Source organism: Limnohabitans sp. TS-CS-82, assembly GCF_002943475.1.
Window position 1 is genome coordinate 24,748 of record NZ_PTQX01000009.1, and the last position, 18,915, is coordinate 43,662.

Consider the following 18,915-nt stretch of genomic DNA (forward strand, 5'->3'; position numbering starts at 1 on the left):
CCCAAGGTGTTTACTGGTTTCCCCGAGTCGCCATGCGCGGCACACAAGAATATTATGGTATGACGATTAAGCCACTTCTCAACCTAGTTAAAACCCATGCCCATCACCCTCCAAGCCCAAGACCTTGAACAACAGATCAGCCGCATTTTTGTGGCCGCCGGCAGCAGCGCCAGCGAAGCCCAAGAAGTGGCCGCCAACTTGGTGATGGCCAACCTCAGCGGCCACGACTCACACGGCGTGGGCATGGCGCCCCGCTACATCGATGCCATTTTGGAAGGCGGCTTGACGCCCAACAGCGACGTCGCAGTGCGGGTGGACAGCGGCATGCTGCTGGGCCTCGACGGCCAGCAAGGCTTTGGGCAAACCGTGGGCGTGCAAGCGATGAACCTCGCGTTTGAGCGCGTCGCGCAGCACGGCGCGTGCATCATGTCGCTCGCGCATGCGCACCACTTGGGTCGCATTGGTCACTTCGCCGAGATGGCGGTGGCGCGCGGTTGGGTGTCGCTGCATTTTGTGAATGTGCTCTCTCGCCCCGTGGTGGCCCCGTGGCACGGTGGCGATGGCCGCTTTGGCACCAACCCGTGTTGCATTGGCATTCCGGTGGGCCTAGACGACACCACCCGCGAGCCCTTTGTGCTCGACTTCGCCACCAGCCGCGTGGCCCAAGGCAAGATGCGCGTGGCCCACAACGAAGGCAAAGAAGTCGCCCCCGGCACCTTGATCGACGAACACGGCCAACCCACCAACCGCCCCGGCGTGGTGGTGGTGCCGCAAAGCAATGGCGGCTATGGCGCCCTCATGCCGTTTGGCGAGCACAAAGGTTTTGGCTTGGCGGTGGCCTGCGAGTTACTGGGCGGCGCTTTGAGTGGCGGCGGCACCTGGCACCGGGCGGCGGACGCCAAGCGCTCGGTCTACAACGGCATGCTCAGCATCATCATCGACCCCAAAGCCTTGGGCACACAACTGAGCTTTGCGCAAGAAACCTTGGCCTTCATCGACTGGCTGCGCCAAAGCCCCGCCAGCCCGCACAGCGACGGCGTGTTGGTGGCCGGTGAGCCCGAACGTGCGGCACGCGCGGCACGCAAAAAAAATGGCATCGTCGTCGACGATGCCACTTGGCAAGAAATTCAAGACGCCGCACGCAAAGTGGGCGTCACGCTCTGAGCTCAGTGCGAGCGAATCATGGTGCCAAACGCCTGCTCGGTCAGCACTTCCAGCAGCATGGCGTGCGGCACGCGACCGTCGATGATGTGCACCGCGTTGACGCCGCTCTTGGCGGCATCTAAAGCACCCGCAATCTTCGGAATCATGCCGCCGCTGATGGTGCCGTCGGCACACAACTCGTCAATGCGACGTGGCGTGAGTTCGGTCAGCAACTCGCCCGCTTTGTCGAGCACGCCGCGGATGTTGGTGAGCATCAACAATTTTTCTGCGCTGAGCACGGTGGCCAATTTGGCCGCCACCACATCGGCGTTGATGTTGTAACTCTCGTTGTTTTCACCAAAGCCAATGGGGCTGATCACGGGGATGAAGGCGTCGTCTTGCAGCGCCTTCACCACGCTGGGGTCGATGCTGACGATGTCGCCCACTTGGCCCACGTCGTACTCTTTGCTCGGGTCTTGCGTGTCGTGCAGCTTGAGTTTTTTGGCGCGGATCATGGCACCGTCGCGCCCCGTCAAACCCACGGCCTTGCCGCCGGCTTGGTTGATCAAGCCCACAATGTCTTGCTGCACTTCGCCGCCCAACACCCACTCCACCACTTCCATGGTTTCGGCATCGGTCACGCGCATGCCTTGAATGAACTCGCCGGTTTTACCCAAGCGCTTCAAGGCCGTTTCAATTTGCGGGCCGCCGCCGTGGACCACGACAGGGTTCATACCCACCAGCTTGAGCAACACCACGTCTTCGGCAAACGCTTTTTGCAGCGCGGGGTCGGTCATGGCGTTGCCGCCGTATTTGATGACCAAGGTTTTGCCGTGGAATTTGCGGATGTAAGGCAAGGCCTGGGCCAGGATGTCAGCGGGAGACAAATTACTCATGCGGTGTAACTCCGTCAGGGTGAGTTTTTGGGATGGTAAAGAGGTGTTCAGTCTGCGTGGTCAACCGAAGGTGACGATGCCAAACTTTGTGCGGCTTGTGGGCCCAACACGAGGTCGCGCACCATTTCGCGCAACAGCTTTTTCTCTTGGAAGCTCAACGCACGCTCCAACACACGACGCACACCCAACAGCAACTGGCGGTCCACCTCTTGCGGAATGCCGCGTGTGTTTTGCAACTCTTCGCGCAGTTCTTCGCGCAAATCTTCAGGCTCATCGGCCCACCAGGTGTTGATCACGGTGCCCAGTTGCGTACGCAATTGCTCGGGATCAATCGGAGCCACGGCGTGCATGGAGCTGGCGTGGCGCGGCGTAGCACCATCACGCAAGGCTTGCGCACCCAACACCACACGGTGGTCGGCTTGCGACAGCAAACGCGCCCAACCTGGGTCGTCGCGGTTGAGCTGGCTCATGTTGCGCGAGGCTTCATCGGCCAACAAATGCACGGCCACGCCATGCAACTGCGCTTCGTCAATCAGCGCCAGCAAACGCTCGTCGTCGCTGCCCACCAAGATGTGGTCGCACGCACCGCGCTCGGCCAAACGCTTCAAATCCGCGCCCAAAGTGCGCAACATCGACAAACCGCCGTCTTGGCTGTGAGGCATCACGGCGCGGCTGATTTGCGCGTCATACGCTTGGTCATCGGGGGTGTCGCTGTACCAATAAATGCGGCGCAGGTTCAAGTCCAAGCCGTTGTGGGCCAAGGCGTTGCCCAACAAACCGTGCAATTGCTGACGGACATGCTCTTGCCCGCCGTCTGTTTGACCTTGCAACCACGCCAAAAATCGGGCGTCAATGAGGGCGATGCAAGACTCAGCGCTGCCATGCGCCGTGGAATGTGTGGGGTGTTGACGTTTCATGAAAGTACTAAAAAGGTAAAAGATAGAAAACCGCCAGAGGCCGCGCTAACCGTGCACTGGGCCTCGTGCTGACATTTATTTTAGGGCGGCAGATACACAGCGGCGGTAGATAATTGTGTAACTCACGTAAATTCCACCATGACACCACCTATTTTGATCACCGGCGGCACCGGATTTATTGGCTCACACACGGTTGTCACGCTGGCTCAAGCCGGTCAACCCGTGGTGATTTTGGACAATTTGTGCAATTCCAGCCCCAAAGTGCTGGACCGCTTGGCCCGCCTCAACGCCAGCCCCATCGAGTTTGTGCAGGCCGACATCCGCGACTCAGCCGCCTTAGACGCGCTGTTTGCGCGTTACAACTTTGGAGGCGTCATCCATTTTGCGGGCCTCAAAGCGGTGGGCGAGTCGGTGGCCCAACCCCTGCGCTATCTTGAGAACAACGTCAGCGGCACCATCAACCTGCTGCAAGCCATGGACCGCGCCAACGTGCGCCGCATCGTGTTCAGCTCGTCGGCCACCGTGTACGGCGACCCCGTCAGCGTGCCCATTCCCGAAACCGCTGCGCTGACCGCGACCAACCCTTATGGCCGCAGCAAGCTCATGTGCGAAGACGCGCTGCGCGAGTTGCACGCTGCCGACCCACGCTGGAGCATCGCCATCCTGCGCTACTTCAACCCCGTGGGCGCGCACGAAAGCGGCTTGCTGGGCGAAGCGCCCAACGGCATCCCCAACAACCTCATGCCCTACATCACGCAAGTGGCCTTGGGCCAGCGCGAAGCCTTGCAGATTTTTGGCAACGACTACCCCACGCCCGACGGCACTGGCGTACGTGACTACCTGCATGTGGTCGACTTGGCCGCCGGTCACTTGGCCGCCCTGCGCGCCTTGGACACACCCAAACTTTTGACCGTCAACCTCGGCACCGGCCAAGGCGTGAGCGTGCAAGACATGGTGGACACCTTTGCCCGCGTCAACGGCGTGCCCATCCCGCACAACGTGGTGCCCCGCCGCCCCGGCGACGTGGCGCAATGCTTGGCCGATGCGCGCCAAGCCAAAGCCTTGCTGAACTGGCAAACCGAACTCGGCCTCGACCGCATGTGCGCCGATGCTTGGCGCTGGCAATCGATGAACCCACAAGGCTTCGACACCCCCCTATGAAAAACCCCGACGACGGCACGCTGTCCCTGTTTGACGACTTTCCGGCCCAAGACGCCCCGCCTGTAGCGGCCGTCAAAAAGCCACGCGCCAAACGCAAAACGTCAGCGAAAGTTGAAGCGCCTGAGGCCGCTTTGGCAGATGTGCCCGTCGAAACGCCCAGCGCGGCAGCAGAAGCATTGCTGCCGGAGGCGGCCCCCGCGCCAGCCCCCATGCCCAGCGTCGACGTCGAAGCCACCTTGCAATTGGCCAACTTGGTGCCCACCCCGCCCACACGTCAAAACCCGTGGGCCAAGCCAGCGGCGGACGCTGAGGCCCAAAACAACACCGCCAAACCCCATGTGATGCTGGTCATCACCAAGGGCGAAGCGGGCGGCGCACAGTCGCATGTGCTGGCGTTGTGCGAAGCGCTGCAATCGCGCATTCACTTCACTGTGGTGATTGGTGGCCCCGAAGAAGCTTCCGTGTTGGGCCAACAACTGCGCGCCTTGGGCGTCACCGTGTGTCCCATGCCCGAGATGGTGGAGTCGCTCAACCCGTGGCGCTTGTGGCCTGCAGTCCAAAAGCTCACCCAACTGATCGCGGCCACGCCGCCCGATTTGATTCAAGCGCACAGCGCCATCGCGGGCTTGGCCGCACGCTTGGCCTGCCAACGCACGGCACGCCCTGTGGTCTACACCGTGCACGGATTTGGCTTCAAACCCGAAATTCCGTGGCTGCGTCGCCAAATGGCGTCGCTGGCTGAGCGGGCCTTGTCGGGCTCGACCACGCACATGATTTGCGTCTCCAAACACGAGCGCGAGCTGGCCTATCAACTGCCCATCGCGCAAGAGCGGGTGCACATCATTCCCAACGGCATTGCCAAATTAGCAACGCCACTGCCCATGACGTCTGCCGACGAGGCCGCCACAGTCGATGCGACAGAGAGCACCAGCTTAGGTTCATCATTCGACGAAAGTTCGAACTCCCACACCCCAGCCGCCCCCGTCAGCGTGCACACCACCAAGCCACGCTTGATCATGGTGGCGCGCATGAAAGCGCCCAAACGCCACGACGTGCTGCTGCGCGCTTTGGCGCAAGTGCGCAACACGCTGGGCTACGAATTGGCCGTCAGCTTGGCGGGTGACGGGCCGCTGCGCGCCGCGCACGAGGCGTTGGCACAAGAACTCAATTTGCAAGAAGTCACGTGGCTGGGCGACGTGAACAACGTGAGCGAGCTGCTTGCCGCACACGATGTGTTTGTGCTGCTCTCCGACCACGAAGGCATGCCCATCACCGTGCTCGAAGCCATGCGCGCGGGCCTGGGCATTTTGGCCAGCGATTTGCCCGGCATTCGCGAGCAACTCATCCCCGGCCAAGAAGGCCTGCTGGTCGCCAACACCCCCGAGGCCGTGGCCGAGCAACTCATGCGCTTGGTGCGCGAGCCCTATTTGCGCAAACGCTTGGGCCGCGCCGCTCAGCAGTGTTTCGAGGGCAACTTCGCCGTCGAGCAGATGGCCGAGCGCGTGATGACCGTCTACCAACAATGCCTGCGCGACGACGCTGCCACCTCGCGCCCCCAAGCCGACGAACACACCGTGGGCTCGGCCCTGGTGTCTGCCTCGGTGCGCCGCCGCGATGCCTTGCAAAGCTGGGCCCTGTGGGGCGCTTGGATGCTGCCACCCAGCTTGGTCGCCGCCCAGTTGCTGCAAGACGCTGGGGTCATGACCTACCAATTTGGCGACACCCTGTGGTGGTGCGTGTTGCCCTACATCGTGGCCAGCCACTTGCTCATGCGCGCCTCGCACCTGCCCGTGGCCGAGCGCAGCGGCGTGCTGTGGGTGTCCACCGTAGCGCCGTTTGTGCTGACGCCGTTGGGCTTTGCCTTGCTGCAACAGCCTTACTCACGCGCGGCGGTGTTGTGGGCCTATGTGGTCACCAGCCTGTGGCTGTGGTGGGGCCATCAGCGCTTGGTCAAACACCGCGCCCTGCGCTTGGTGCATTTGGATGCCAGCGTGCCCGCCCAACTCGCTGCCTGCTTGCACCCGCAAGCGCTGGACCCGCGCGCGGTCGATTTGCAACACTGGAACCCACGCGCCAACACCGCCCTGCCCGCTTGCGACGGCTTGGTGCTCGACCGCCATGTGCCCACCACGCCCGAGCGCACGCAGCTGCTGGGCCAATTGAAGATGCAGCACCTGCGCCTATACAGCGTCGAAGCCGTGGCCGAACTCATGAGTGGCCGCAAGATGCTGCCCACCGCCGCCGACAGCCTGTGGGAGATCGACAACGACCCCGGCTACGACCGCATCAAACGCCTGCTCGACTTGGTGGCCTTGGTCGCCATGACGCCGCTTTGGTTGCCCCTGTCTTTGGCGGTGGCGGCAGCGGTTCGCTTGGACTCGAAAGGGCCTGCGCTGTTTTCTCAACAGCGCGTGGGCCGCGATGGCCAGCTGTTCAGGCTGTGGAAATTCCGCAGCATGGTGCACGGCCTGCAAGCACCGGGCGTGCACTTTGCGCAAGCCGACGACCCGCGTATCACCCGAGTGGGCCACTTTTTGCGACGCAGCCGCTTGGACGAATTGCCCCAACTCTGGAACGTGCTGCGCGGCCACATGAGCCTGATTGGCCCACGTCCTGAACAAGCGCCGTTTGTGCGCGAATTCGCCACCACCATCCCCAGCTACCCTTACCGCCACCTCGTGCGCCCGGGCCTCACCGGCTGGGCCCAAGTGCAGCAAGGCTATGCCGACAGCACAGACAGCACTCGCCTCAAACTCAGCTACGACCTGTACTACGTGGCGCACTACTCGTTGGCCTTGGACCTGCTGATTGCGGCCAAAACCGTCAAAACCATTTGCACAGGGTTTGGCGCTCGGTGAGGCTTGCCTTGCCGTCTTCGATACACCCATGAGTTCACGCCGCGTTTTATTGCTAGAAGAATCGTCTTGGGGCGGCGTGCAAACCATGTCGCGTACCTTGGCCGATGGCTTGATCGCGCAAGGCTGGCAAGTCACCGCCCTGCCGTGGCGACAAACCGCTTGGGGCACCTTGGTGCAAGCCGCCAAACAGCACGACGTCATCGTGGGCACGCACAACTTTGGCCCCACCTACGCGGGCGCGGCACTCAAAGCCATCACCGGCAAACCGTTGGTCAGCTGGGTGCATGGCCCGCTGCAAGACGTGCTGCACACCGCACGCGCCTCGACGCTCAAAAAACTCTGGCTCAAGCTGCTTTACAAACAGGTCAGCCACTTTGTGTGCGTCTCGCGCACCACCCAAGATTCGCTGATGGGCTTTGTCAAACAAACAGCGCCCCGACAAAGCTGCACCGTGGTGCCCAACGGTTTGGGCGACTTGCCCCCCGGCCAGCCGCTGCATGTGCACGCGGGTCACGGCGGTGAAGGCTTGGCGCCCTTGCTGCTGGGCTATGTGGGCCGTTTGTCGGAAGAAAAGCAGCCCGGCTTTTTGCTAGAAACCTTGCGCTTTTTGCCCCATCACGCCCAACTCGGTGTGGTGGGCGAAGGCCCCTTGCACCGCAAACTCGTGCACGACGGCATGGACTTGCTTTACCAAGGCCGCGTGCACTTCTTGGGCAAACACCCCAGCGGCGCCAGCCTGTACCAACCTTGGCACATGACGCTGCTGACCTCGCGCTACGAGGGCTGCCCCATGACCGCCTTGGAATCGCTCGCGTGCGGCGTGCCCTGCGTGGCCTTGCCCATCCCCGCCATGCGCGAGTTGTTCGACCGCGACGCCCCCTACCTCTTGGCCCGTGGCGACACCCCCGTCGCGCTGGCCGAAGCGGTGATGACCGTGCTCAGCCTGCCCCCCGAGCAAGTGCAAGCCGACATGGCCCGCATCGTGGCGCGTCACTCCCTCGACGGCTTTGTTGGACAATGGCAAAAGGTGCTGCGCACATGCTGAGCGATCTGGAAGCCTTGAAGACCGCCGACAAAAAGCCCTTGGTGCGTGTGCACTTCGTGCGCAATGGCCCCTCGTATTTGCCCGAGCTAGACGCCTACGCACAGTTCATCACCGCCCACGGCCATGAAGCCCACATCCACGACACCAGCACCACCGTGCCCGACAACGCCCAAGTGGTGTGGTGGATCTGCGGACGCGTGCCTCACGCGGAAGCACGTCGCTTGCGCGATGCCTTTCAAATTCACGAATACGCCTCGGCCTCGGTGCCTCCTTATGCGTGGCTGAAAGACCAAGTCAAACACTGGACCCAACCCCGCCCCGACTTTCGGCTGTTTCAAAACGCCTGGGTGCGTCAGCGCCTAGGCTTTGCCGACGGCGTGCCCAGCAATTTGCGCGACATGGGCGTGGCGCTGCACTTTTTAGACGCGCGAGAAACGCAGCCTCAAACAGAAGCGCCATCGCTTACTGGCAACGCTTCCCACGCTCAGGGCGATGTGCTCGCGAACAATGAGACCGGTCTTAACGCTGAGTTTGACTTGGTCTACCTCGGCGAAATGAGCCGCCTAACGCCCTTCTTGCCCCTGCTGCAAAGCATTCACGACGCCAACCGCACGCTACTGCTGGTGGGTGACGTGCCTGACGACCTGCGCTTGGCCCTGCAGCCCTCGGTCAGCTGCACAGGCCGTGTGCCGCATGCGCAAGTGCCGCACCATTTGCTACGTGCTCGCTTCGGCCTGAACTTGGTCAGCAACGTCGCGCCGTACCACCAACAAACCTCGACCAAGCTCTTGGAATACTGCGCCGTGGGCCTGCCCGTGGTCAGCAACGACTACGCGTGGGTGCGCTACTTTGCCACGCACTTTGAGGGCAACTTTCACCTGCTCAACGACGATCCTGAGACGTGGGTCTTCAGCTTTGGCGAAGCTTTAGACGCTTATCCGTACCGTGTGCCTGATGTGCAGACACTGGCTTGGCCCACCTTGCTGCGCCACTTGCCGCTTTGGAAAAAGCTGCATATTAACGCCTCGCACGTCAGTGCCACGCCCTCGCACAACTCACCTCAGCCGCCCATGCCTTTAGCCAGAGAGCGCACTGAATGAGTTGGCTCAAACTCCTCCGCGCCAGCCACACCGTGGCGCTGTCCAGCTTGGTGGCCTTTGGCACCCAAATCGCGTTTGCCTTGCTCATGCTGCGTCTGTTCACGCCGCAAGAAGTGGGCGAGTTTTCGGTGCTCAGCCAAGTCGGTTTTTTCTGGATGACTTTGGCTTTGGCACAAGCGCCGTTGGGTTTGCTGGCCAACGTCCACACACCTGCTGACCAAGCGCTGCGACTCGCGTGGCGAAGCAGTGTGCGGCGTGGTCTGCTGCTGCTACCCTTTGCCGCCCTCGCCTTATGGCTGAGCCACCTCAGCCTGTGGCCCGCTTTGCTGTGGGTGCTGCTGCTCGCGTTTTTTCAGATGGGCAATTTGCTCTCGCAAAGCTACAGCTTGCGCGCAGGCAGCGCGTGGCAGCAAGCCGCGGTGCGTGTGTTGCCTCCGTTGACGGCTGCGTTGTTTGCGCTGACAACGGCGTGGCTCACGCATATGGGCACCTCGCAAGACATGCCCCCCGCATCAGCGAACCTGCAAGATTTACCCGTCTTGGTCATCGCTGCCATTTTGGGTTACGCCGTGGGCGCAGCTTGGTTGGTGCCTGCGATTTGCCAAACGTCGGCACAGCCAAGAAATGGGGCCGAGAAGTCTGTAGCGAAGGCGCAAGTTCATTTGGCAGCAGCTTCATCGCAGGCGTCTGATGCGCCCTCACCTCAACAATCCGACAACCGCAGCGCAACATTGCGCATGGCCCACACCTTGGCCGACGCCCTGCTGGCCACAGCCTTGGTTGTCGTGTGGCAACGCCTCTACGGCGCACAAGAAACGGGTTGGATGACGGCCTTACTGCGCGTGCTGGGCTTTGTGCCCGCCGTGGTACACATGGCTTGGGCGCAGGTGGTTTTGGCGCAAGGGCCACATGAAAAGCAAGACATAGAGGCCCATGCAAGCGCCCCATCTAAAAACTTTCTGTCGACAACGAGGCAACGCCATCACAAAGCCGCCGTTTGGCTAGGACTCTCTGCCTTCAGTGCCGTTGTTGTACTGGGTGGCGTGTGCGCGCTGGCGTTGAACTGGCAATGGCTAGACACACGCTGGGACGGCGTGTGGGCCTACATCGTGCCGCTGGTGCTGTGGCAAGGCTGTGCTTGCATCTCTGCCGCCTTCAGCCACCGGCCTTTTCAAACCCATGCAGCGGCGCGTTACTCATGGACTTGTATGGGGTTGGCGCTGCTGCAAGCGGTGGTGTTGCTGGCACCGCTTGGTTTCGCCCAACCCATGGATGCCGCACAACACATGCTGACCTTTGCGCTGGTCAGCAGCTTGGGGCTATTTGGGCTGACAACTTGGATGGCGCGGTTGCGTTAAGTGCGCCACTCTTCGACCGCCAAGCCTGGCACGCGATGAAACTCTCTGGCATTCAATCGCGGGATTCAGGCTGCACGTCTTCGCGTTGAGCTAAGAACTCGCTTGGAAGTGGCGAGGTTTGGGTATAAAAATCTGCCAACCACTTAGACATATCTTTCAACGTCGAAGCCGCAACATCCTTAGCCGCTAGCAAAGGCGCGGCATCCAACAAATGCAAAGGCCAATCAATGCCCACATCTGCGTCGTTCCACAACAAGCTGCGCTCAAAGGCGGGGTTGTAGTAATCGGTGGTTTTGTACAAAAACTCGGCGCTGTCGCTGGTCACCAAAAAGCCGTGGGCCAAACCCTCGGGAATCCACAACTGCTTGTTGTTCTCGGCTGACAGCTCTAAGCCGTGCCACTGGCCATAGGTTTTAGAACCAGTGCGAATGTCGACCACTGCATCAAACACCGCGCCTTGCGTGACGCGCACCAACTTGCCCTGCGGGTTTTGCGCTTGGTAGTGCATGCCGCGCAACACGCCCTTGGCCGATTTGCTGTGGTTGTCTTGCACGAAGGTGCGCTGAATGCCTGTGGCTTTCTCAAAGTCACGGGCGTTGAAGCTTTCAAAAAAGAAGCCCCGCGCATCGCCAAACACCTTGGGCTCCAAAATCAACACGCCCTCAATGGGCGTGGGGGTCACTTGGTAAGGCATGGTTTATTTCAGCAAGTTCAACAGGTATTGGCCGTAACCGTTTTTAGACAACGGCGCAGCCAACTTCTGCAGCGCCGCAGCGTCAATCCATTTTTGGTGAAACGCAATTTCTTCAGGGCACGCCACCATCAAGCCTTGACGCTTTTGCAAGGTGGCAATGAAGCTGGCGGCTTCCATCAGGCTCTCGTGCGTGCCTGTGTCCAACCACGCGTAACCACGGCCCATGATCTCGACGCTCAATTGGTTCAACTCCAAATAGCGCTTGTTGACATCGGTAATTTCTAGCTCACCACGGTGCGAGGGCTTCACATCAGCGGCAATGTCGCACACCTGCTCGTCGTAAAAATACAGGCCCGTCACGGCGTAGTTGCTCTTGGGGGCTTTGGGCTTTTCTTCGATGCTCAAGGCACGGAACTCGCCATCAAACTCCACCACGCCATAACGCTCGGGGTCGTGCACATGGTAGGCAAACACGCTGGCGCCGCTGGTACGTTGGTTGGCGTTGTCGAGTTGCTTCACCAAGTCGTGGCCATAAAAAATGTTGTCGCCCAACACCAAGGCGCTGGGGTGGTCGGCCACAAAGTTTTTACCGATGATGAAAGCTTGCGCCAAGCCATCGGGGCTAGGCTGCACCGCGTATTCGATGTGCATGCCCCACTGGCTGCCGTCGCCCAACAGCTCGGTAAATCGCGGCGTGTCTTGCGGGGTGGAAATGATCAACACCTCGCGAATGCCACTGAGCATGAGCGTGGTGAGTGGGTAATAAATCATGGGCTTGTCGTACACGGGCATGAGCTGTTTGCTCACCGCCTGCGTGACTGGATAAAGCCGTGTGCCCGAGCCACCGGCCAAGATGATGCCTTTGCGTTGTTTGGTCATGATGATTTTCCAGAAATGATGTGATCGAGGATGGCGTCCACCCCCACTTGCCAAGCAGGCAGGGTGAGCGCAAATGTGGTTTGCAATTTGTGCGTGTTCAAACGAGAGTTCAGCGGACGCGGTGCAGGCACCGGATATTCCGCCGTGGTGATGGGGCTGATCGCCTCGGGCTTGGCTTTGAGGTTGGCACCGCGTTGCAAAGCGCCCGCAATGACGTGCTGCGCATAGCCATGCCACGACACCTCACCGGCTGCCGCCAAGTGGTAAACGCCCCAACGCGCATCGTTGTCGGCGGCGGTGCTCATGGCCTGCAACAGCTTGACCGTCACCTCTGCCAGCAACTCGGTGCTGGTGGGGGCGCCAATTTGATCGGCCACCACGCGCAAAGCATCGCGCTCGGCCGCCAGACGTAGCATGGTTTTTAAGAAGTTGCCGCCGTAGGCACCCACCACCCAACTGGTGCGCAAAATCAAATGCTTGGGGCAAAGGGCGGCAATAGCCAACTCGCCATCGCGCTTGCTTTGGCCGTACACCGACAACGGGTGCGTGGTGTCGCTCTCTTGCCAAGGCTTGGTGCCAGCGCCGTCAAACACGTAGTCGGTGGAGTAATGCACCAGCGTGGCGTTGTGCGCCTTGGCCAACTCCGCCAACACAACAGGCGACGAAGCATTCACCGCATGCGCCAACTCGGTTTCGGTTTGCGCTTTGTCCACGGCCGTATAGGCCGCGGCATTGACGATCACCGTGGGGTGAAAGGTTTTGGCAATGTTGCCCAAGGTCTCGCGCAAAGCCGCAGGGTTGGCCAAATCGGCCTCGGCACGGGTGAGCGCTTTGACTTGGCCCAACTGTTGCAGTTGCACAGCGAGCTGGTGACCCAACTGGCCGTTGGCACCCAATAACAAAAGACGTTGTGCAGAAGAATTCATCAAATTAAGTTCATAACCAAGTCAAGCGTTGGCTTTGTAAAAAAGGTCGGTCAATCGCTTGCGCCAAAACAGCCACATCTTGCGCAGACACACCCGCCTTTGCGAAGTGCTCTGGCCAAGCATCGGCAACCCTCACCACCTCCGCCATCACGTCTTTGGCTCGCGCCAGCGTCATACCGAAAGATTTGTGCTCAGAAAGAGCATTATCCAACGTAGAAGCTGCACCAAGCTGACCCACACGCATGGACTGATAACCCAGTGCTTGCGCTGCGGGTAACACATCAAATGCGGGAGCCAAGCTATAGGAGTTGCTCACGTTGTTGACACACAGCAGCGCATGGTTTTTTTCATGGTCGTCGGTGTTGTCCATCACGATGTTGAACACCATGCGGCGAAACACCTGCTCGCCGTTCGCGTGAATGTGCGCTGCGTCGCCGCGTCTGCGCAGCAACAAAGCCAACTCGGGGTAGCCATAGTCAACCCCCGCGGCACGCAGCGCCACATGTGCAGAGACAGCGTGCAAACGCTGGTGCGCCATGCGATCAAAGCGTCGAACGGCCACGGCATGGCGAATGGTGGAGCCGTGTTGGTAGGCGATGGGGCGCGTTTCACAAACATCAATACCTGCTTGTGCGGCCAACATCATGCAGGCGTGTTCGACAACGCCGCTGTCACACACCTCACCCGCCTCGGCAAATTTGAGCACCCATTGCGCGCCATCCATCGCCAACAAGGCTTTGGGTTTCGCGCCGCCCAGCGTCGCGCCTGGGGCCACCCAATGGCGCAGCGGCTCGGCCAGCATCTCACCCGCTTCGACACGGCGCACCAAGTCGTGAACTTGCTGTACATCGGCAAACTGCGGCAAGGCTCCGTGCTCGTAGGGTGTGTAGACAGCCTCGGAGGTCGAGACACCCAAACCACCAAAACGGTCATCGCCCGCAAAGTACAAATAATCCAAAGTCGACAAACGCTGCGGCTTGATGAGCAAACGAATCACCCGCTCGCCCCAGCGGTCTGGGCGGGCATCATCCACCGCACCCGCGGCGGCATCGGGCTCGGTAGGCATGAACTCGGCATCTCTCAACGGCAGGTCTTCACTCAATGCAAACCCCGTTGCCAGCCACTCGGCGCTGTAGCGCAACGATACGCCAGCCTGCTGCTGTTGCGCCCGACGCACCCACCGCAATGTGCCTACAAACCGAGGTGAGTTGGGTTGCCCCAACCACCAAAGGAACAAAATTTCGGGCAATGCAATGGCGCTCATGGGGCAGAGCGGCGACCGCGTTTTTGTGCAGCTTGAACTTCGGCGTCCAGCGCCACCATGTCGAACTCGGGCAGAGCCACATCGGCCAAGGCTTGAGAGCGCCCCACAAGCCAGATGGCCAAGGCGTAAACCCCCATGCCCACCCCTGGGTCACCCTTTTCCATGCGCTGCAACGTGCGCACCGCCACGCCCATGCGTTGCGCCCAACTGCGCAGCGACTCTTTGCGTCGCTGACGCGCCAAGGCCAAACTTTGACCTAGCGCGACGACAGATTGCGCAGCAGGCGGCGGCAAGAAATCGTTGTGACCAGAAGATTTAGGCATGACTTAAGATAGCACAAATATGAATTTTTGTGCTATTTAAAGTCGTTAAAAAAAACATATCGCAACAAATAATGGCTCTAGAATTTGCAAATCGAAATTTGAAATTTGGATTTGTAAAAATGATTCCTCGTCACGCTGCTACAACTTTGGTTCGATTGGCTCAAGGATTCCCCATTGTGGCCATCACCGGACCTCGCCAATCAGGCAAAACCACGCTGAGCAAAGCCGTCTTCAATGACAAGCCTTACATCACGCTAGAAAACCCAGATGAGCGTGAGTTTGCACACAACGACCCCAAACGATTTTTGGCGCGGTTTCCAAATGGCGCCATCTTGGATGAAGTTCAACGCTGTCCGCAGTTGTTGTCATGGCTGCAAGGTTGGGTCGATGAACGGGGCCTGATGGGAGATTTTGTGTTGACCGGTTCAGCGCAATTTGACCTGATTGCAGGCATTACCCAAACACTGGCTGGGCGCGTTGCTCGGGTTGAACTTTTGGCTCTGTGTGCGGCGGAATTAACCGCCGCCCATCAATTGCCAAACTCGCCGAGTCAAGCACTTTTACAAGGCGGCTACCCAGCCTTGTATGACCGTCAAGTCTCCACGCAAGACTGGTTCAGCAACTACATCGCCACCTATGTCGAACGCGATGTTCGACAACTGGTGGCCGTGCGCGATTTGGGGCAATTCCAGACCTTTGTCAAAATGTGCGCCGCTAGAACGGGACAATTGCTCAATCTGGCGTCTCTGGGGGCCGATTGCGGCATCAGCGCAGTCACAGCGAAGCAATGGATCTCGGTGCTCGAAACGAGTTACATCGTGACACTGCTACGCCCGCACCATCGCAACTTCGGCAAACGCTTGGTCAAAACGCCGAAGCTTTATTTTCTAGACTCAGGCTTGGCAGCTTGGCTCATGGGCATACGCAACGCAGAAACACTTGAAACCCATGCCGCGCGCGGTGCACTTTTTGAAACGTGGGTGGTGAGTGAGCTCTATAAACAACGCCTGAACGCGGGGCTGCCGCCTGACCTCTATTTCTGGCGCGACAGCACGGGCAACGAGATCGACGTCCTGAGCGAAACGCCCGCAGGACTGCGCCCTCTAGAAATCAAATCAGGCAGCACCTTCGCCTCAGACTGGGCCAATGGCCTCAAAAAATGGCAATCAATTGCACAAGCGGAGAGCCTGCAACCTGCCCTCGTCTACGGCGGGGCCCTCAGCTACGCGCGGGAAGGTCTTGACGTGTGGAGCTGGAAAGACGTCGCACTTAGCCAAGGTGAATCGCCTTAAGCGCCGTATTGCTTGCCCACCCACTGACGGTAAGCACCGCTGGTCACGCCCTCAACCCAAGCTTGGTTGGCCAAATACCATTGCACGGTTTTGCGAATGCCGGTCTCGAAGGTTTCTTGGGGCTTCCAGCCTAACTCACGCTCAATCTTGCGGGCGTCAATGGCGTAGCGGCGGTCGTGGCCGGGGCGGTCTTTGACGTAAGTAATTTGCTCGGCGTAGCGCTTGCCATCCGCACGGGGCTGCAACTCATCGAGCACGCTGCACAGGGTGTGGACCACCTCGAGGTTTGGCTTTTCGTTCCAGCCACCGATGTTGTAGGTCTCGCCCAGCTTACCCCCTTCGAGCACGCGTGCAATGGCGCGGCAGTGGTCTTGCACGTACAGCCAATCGCGCACTTGTTGGCCGTCGCCATAAATCGGCAGCGGCTTGCCCGCCAAGGCGTTGAGCAACACCAAGGGAATGAGCTTTTCGGGGAAGTGGTAAGGCCCGTAGTTGTTGCTGCAATTGGTGGTCAGCACGGGCAAGCCGTAGGTGTGGTGCCAAGCACGCACCAAGTGGTCGCTGGCGGCTTTGCTGGCTGAATACGGGCTGTTGGGCTCGTAGTTTTTGGTTTCAGCAAACGGCGGGTCTGAGGGCGACAGCGTGCCATACACCTCGTCGGTGGACACATGCAAAAAGCGGAAAGCCTCTTTCTCGGCCGCTGGCAGGTCTTGCCAATAAGCGCGCACCGATTCCAGCAGGTTGAACGTGCCCATCACGTTGGTTTGAATGAAGTCGCCTGGGCCATGAATGGATCGGTCCACATGGCTCTCAGCCGCGAAGTTGAGCACAGCGCGAGGCTTGTACTGCGCCAGCAACTGGGGCACCAAAGTGGTGTCGCCAATGTCGCCTTGCACAAACACATGACGGGGGTCGCCTTTGAGCCCGTCTAAGTTGGCGAGGTTGCCTGCGTAGGTGAGCTTGTCGAGGTTGATCACTAGCTCGTCAGAGCTGCCGAGCCACGTGTGAACAAAATTGCTGCCGATAAAGCCGGCGCAGCCGGTGACGAGGATGGTCATGGTTTAGTTTTTAAAAAGTAAATGTTATGAATTTATTACCAATTTTATTGGCTTTTGTGTGCGCCAAACTTACCTAAGCTAGGGTGCTGTGCCACGATTTGCGCACCAACGAATTGAGAGCCGGGAATGTTGAGGTGGTTGTTATCGCGGTACAGCACTTGGCCGTTACGAGCCATGCTACAAGACGTGTCGTTGCACATCAATGACGAAAGCTCAATCTTCTTAAGAGCTTCGTTATCAAGATATACCTGAGCTAAATCAGCGCCGTATTTATTTCTTTTTTCTTTATAACCATGAATAGGTTCATCGCACTTTGTGCTTTGTGTCAAAGGTCGCTGGAACTTACATCTTTGTGGGTCAAATTCAAACTGAGGAATGTCGTCACTCAGATAGACCTGCTTTCCTGATTCTTGGAGCGCCTTGATGGTTTGACTGAGTTCAATGGCTAAAGAAGAGCCTGGCTGAACTTCGTTCATTCGATTAGCCCACATGGCAGAAATCACAACTTGCTTGATATCCTTACTTTTTAAAACTTTGTCAAAAATAAGGTCAAACTCCTTCTTACTTAAAAATGGGAGCGTGCCCTTGACATAAAAACCTACGTTGACATGCGGCAACTTTTCAGCAAGTCCCAAAAATAAATGCTCGGCATGACTGTCTCCAAGTAACACCAAGGTCACAGGGCTATTTTTATGCGACTGGAAGCATCTCACAACGCCCTTCCAATGACCTGAATCTTGTTGAATCGCATCTTCCGCACAAGGGAAGAAATGATCTTGAAAATATTGATGAAACACATCATGGCCAATATCTCCTTGATTGAAAATTTGTTGGTTTTCCATGACTGAGCGTCTGGGGTATCCGTCTGCCTTGTGAGCAAGGTACCCCATCAAACCCACACACAGCATGGCACACGTCAAAACCCAAGTTTTGTAGCGAAAACGCCATGTGAAACGAATCGGCTTTTCCACACATCGGAAGGTGAGCCAAGCCAATACAACCGAAACGAACAATGCCACCAACCGAGCCCATGCACTCGGTGTACCGCCTTCAACGATCCGTACAAAAGAGAAAACGGGCCAGTGCCACAAATACAAGGGATAGCTGATTGTCCCAATCCACACAACCTGTGGCTGAGACAAAACGACACGATTGACCCAATGTTGGCCATCGCCTGAAATCAACAAAGCCGCACCAAGAACGGGCAACAAAACCCAGCCGCCAGGAAATTTTTGCGTGGCATCAATGAAGCCTACCGCGGCAAGAAGTAACGCCGCGCCAACCCATGGACGCAAGTTGTTGGTGCGAAGCCATGCCTCATCGAAACTTGGGCGCCATGCATGCGAATCGCTCATTCGATACGCCAACAACGCACCACAAAGCAATTCCCAAAAACGGGTTAAAGGCGAATAAAAATCATGCGTTAAGTCATGCTGAGACTGGTAGATATTCCACGCAAAAGATGCCACCGCCAAAGCACTGATGATCTGCAAGCGCCAAGCCTTCAATCGCCAAAGCGCCCAAACCATCAAAGGCCAAACAATGTAGAACTGCTCTTCAATGGCTAACGACCAGAGATGCAACAAAGGCTTGGTTTCTGCCGCATTGTCAAAGTACCCAGACTCATGCCAAAGAATGAAGTTCGACAAAAATGCAGCCGCTCGTGACAAATGATTGCCCAGTTGCTTCAACTCATCATTGAAGAGCACAAACCAAGCGAATCCGAATGTGGCTGACAACACCAAAATCAATGCGGGAAAAATACGATTCACGCGCCGTGCATAAAAGTCTGAAAAACTAAATGTGCCTGCCTGCAAAGCCTTGAACATGATCCCCGAAATCAAAAAGCCAGAGATCACAAAAAAAACATCAACGCCCACAAAGCCACCCGGCAGCAGCGATGGAAACGCATGAAACACGACCACCGACAAAACGGCAAAGGCCCGTAAGCCATCAATATCTGGGCGGTAAGCTGCGTGCGAAGTTTGGTTTGTGGTCATG

The 18,915-nt window shown here is 58.5% G+C and carries 16 protein-coding genes; 7 read left to right on the forward strand and 9 right to left on the reverse strand.

Annotation, left to right across the window (positions count from 1 at the left end):
- Nucleotides 1–96: 96 nt before the first annotated feature.
- Nucleotides 97–1,164 carry a malate/lactate/ureidoglycolate dehydrogenase gene (locus C5F52_RS17285; RefSeq protein ID WP_104799619.1) on the forward strand — a complete coding sequence of 356 codons (1,068 nt, stop codon included), beginning with the start codon at nt 97–99 and terminating at the stop codon, nt 1,162–1,164.
- A gap of 2 nt (nt 1,165–1,166) precedes the next feature.
- On the opposite strand, the gene argB is transcribed toward C5F52_RS17285, so the two are convergent.
- Together argB and C5F52_RS17295 are read right to left on the reverse strand one after the other, a co-directional pair.
- Nucleotides 1,167–2,039 (reverse strand): acetylglutamate kinase, encoded by an 873-nt coding sequence (argB, locus tag C5F52_RS17290; RefSeq protein WP_369952879.1) that lies wholly within the window; start codon nt 2,037–2,039, stop codon nt 1,167–1,169.
- Between the two features lie 47 nt (nt 2,040–2,086).
- The gene (locus tag C5F52_RS17295; RefSeq protein ID WP_104799621.1) at nt 2,087–2,956 is read right to left on the reverse strand and encodes a hypothetical protein; all 870 of its coding nucleotides are present in this window, start codon (nt 2,954–2,956) and stop codon (nt 2,087–2,089) included.
- Nucleotides 2,957–3,094: 138 nt separating this feature from the next.
- Between C5F52_RS17295 and galE the strand changes: the two genes are divergently transcribed.
- Genes galE through C5F52_RS17320 form a run of 5 tightly spaced genes read left to right on the forward strand, consistent with a single transcriptional unit; the run spans nt 3,095 to nt 10,478 of the window.
- Nucleotides 3,095–4,117, forward strand: coding sequence for a UDP-glucose 4-epimerase GalE (galE, locus tag C5F52_RS17300; protein WP_104799622.1), 1,023 nt, complete (start codon nt 3,095–3,097; stop codon nt 4,115–4,117).
- Nucleotides 4,114–6,975, forward strand: a complete 2,862-nt coding sequence (locus C5F52_RS17305; protein ID WP_104799623.1) for a sugar transferase — start codon at nt 4,114–4,116, stop codon at nt 6,973–6,975. The genes galE and C5F52_RS17305 overlap by 4 nt, the downstream gene beginning before the upstream one ends.
- Before the next feature lie 28 nt (nt 6,976–7,003).
- Nucleotides 7,004–8,020 carry a glycosyltransferase family 4 protein gene (locus tag C5F52_RS17310; RefSeq protein WP_146100105.1) on the forward strand — a complete coding sequence of 339 codons (1,017 nt, stop codon included), beginning with the start codon at nt 7,004–7,006 and terminating at the stop codon, nt 8,018–8,020.
- Entirely contained in the window at nt 8,014–9,120 is a 1,107-nt protein-coding gene (locus C5F52_RS17315; RefSeq protein WP_236657904.1) for a glycosyltransferase, read from the forward strand. Before C5F52_RS17310 ends, C5F52_RS17315 begins: the two co-directional genes overlap by 7 nt.
- Nucleotides 9,117–10,478, forward strand: a complete 1,362-nt coding sequence (locus C5F52_RS17320) for a hypothetical protein (protein ID WP_104799625.1) — start codon at nt 9,117–9,119, stop codon at nt 10,476–10,478. Before C5F52_RS17315 ends, C5F52_RS17320 begins: the two co-directional genes overlap by 4 nt.
- Before the next feature lie 52 nt (nt 10,479–10,530).
- Here C5F52_RS17320 and rfbC read toward each other — a convergent pair whose 3' ends face one another.
- The 5 genes from rfbC to C5F52_RS17345 are packed head-to-tail and all read right to left on the reverse strand — an operon-like array spanning nt 10,531 to nt 14,564.
- Complete coding sequence (gene rfbC / locus C5F52_RS17325; protein ID WP_104799626.1) at nt 10,531–11,172, reverse strand: dTDP-4-dehydrorhamnose 3,5-epimerase; 642 nt, start codon at nt 11,170–11,172, stop codon at nt 10,531–10,533.
- A gap of 3 nt (nt 11,173–11,175) precedes the next feature.
- Nucleotides 11,176–12,051 (reverse strand): glucose-1-phosphate thymidylyltransferase RfbA, encoded by an 876-nt coding sequence (gene rfbA / locus C5F52_RS17330; protein ID WP_104799627.1) that lies wholly within the window; start codon nt 12,049–12,051, stop codon nt 11,176–11,178.
- The gene (gene rfbD / locus C5F52_RS17335) at nt 12,048–12,977 is read right to left on the reverse strand and encodes a dTDP-4-dehydrorhamnose reductase (RefSeq protein ID WP_104799628.1); all 930 of its coding nucleotides are present in this window, start codon (nt 12,975–12,977) and stop codon (nt 12,048–12,050) included. Before rfbD ends, rfbA begins: the two co-directional genes overlap by 4 nt.
- A 10-nt stretch (nt 12,978–12,987) precedes the next feature.
- Nucleotides 12,988–14,241: a type II toxin-antitoxin system HipA family toxin gene (locus tag C5F52_RS17340; RefSeq protein ID WP_104799629.1), complete on the reverse strand. Its 1,254-nt coding sequence runs from the start codon at nt 14,239–14,241 to the stop codon at nt 12,988–12,990.
- The gene (locus C5F52_RS17345) at nt 14,238–14,564 is read right to left on the reverse strand and encodes a DNA-binding protein (protein WP_104799630.1); all 327 of its coding nucleotides are present in this window, start codon (nt 14,562–14,564) and stop codon (nt 14,238–14,240) included. Before C5F52_RS17345 ends, C5F52_RS17340 begins: the two co-directional genes overlap by 4 nt.
- Before the next feature lie 119 nt (nt 14,565–14,683).
- Here C5F52_RS17345 and C5F52_RS17350 point away from each other — a divergent pair, with 119 nt between their 5' ends.
- A complete protein-coding gene (locus C5F52_RS17350; RefSeq protein WP_104799631.1) occupies nt 14,684–15,856 on the forward strand; it encodes an ATP-binding protein in 1,173 nt (390 codons plus the stop codon).
- Here the strand turns inward: C5F52_RS17350 and rfbB are convergent.
- Both rfbB and C5F52_RS17360 read right to left on the reverse strand, forming a co-directional pair.
- Entirely contained in the window at nt 15,853–16,914 is a 1,062-nt protein-coding gene (gene rfbB, locus C5F52_RS17355; RefSeq protein ID WP_104799632.1) for a dTDP-glucose 4,6-dehydratase, read from the reverse strand. The genes C5F52_RS17350 and rfbB overlap by 4 nt on opposite strands.
- Nucleotides 16,915–16,958: 44 nt before the next feature.
- Entirely contained in the window at nt 16,959–18,914 is a 1,956-nt protein-coding gene (locus tag C5F52_RS17360) for an acyltransferase family protein (RefSeq protein WP_104799633.1), read from the reverse strand.
- Between the last annotated feature and the right edge of the window lies 1 nt (nt 18,915).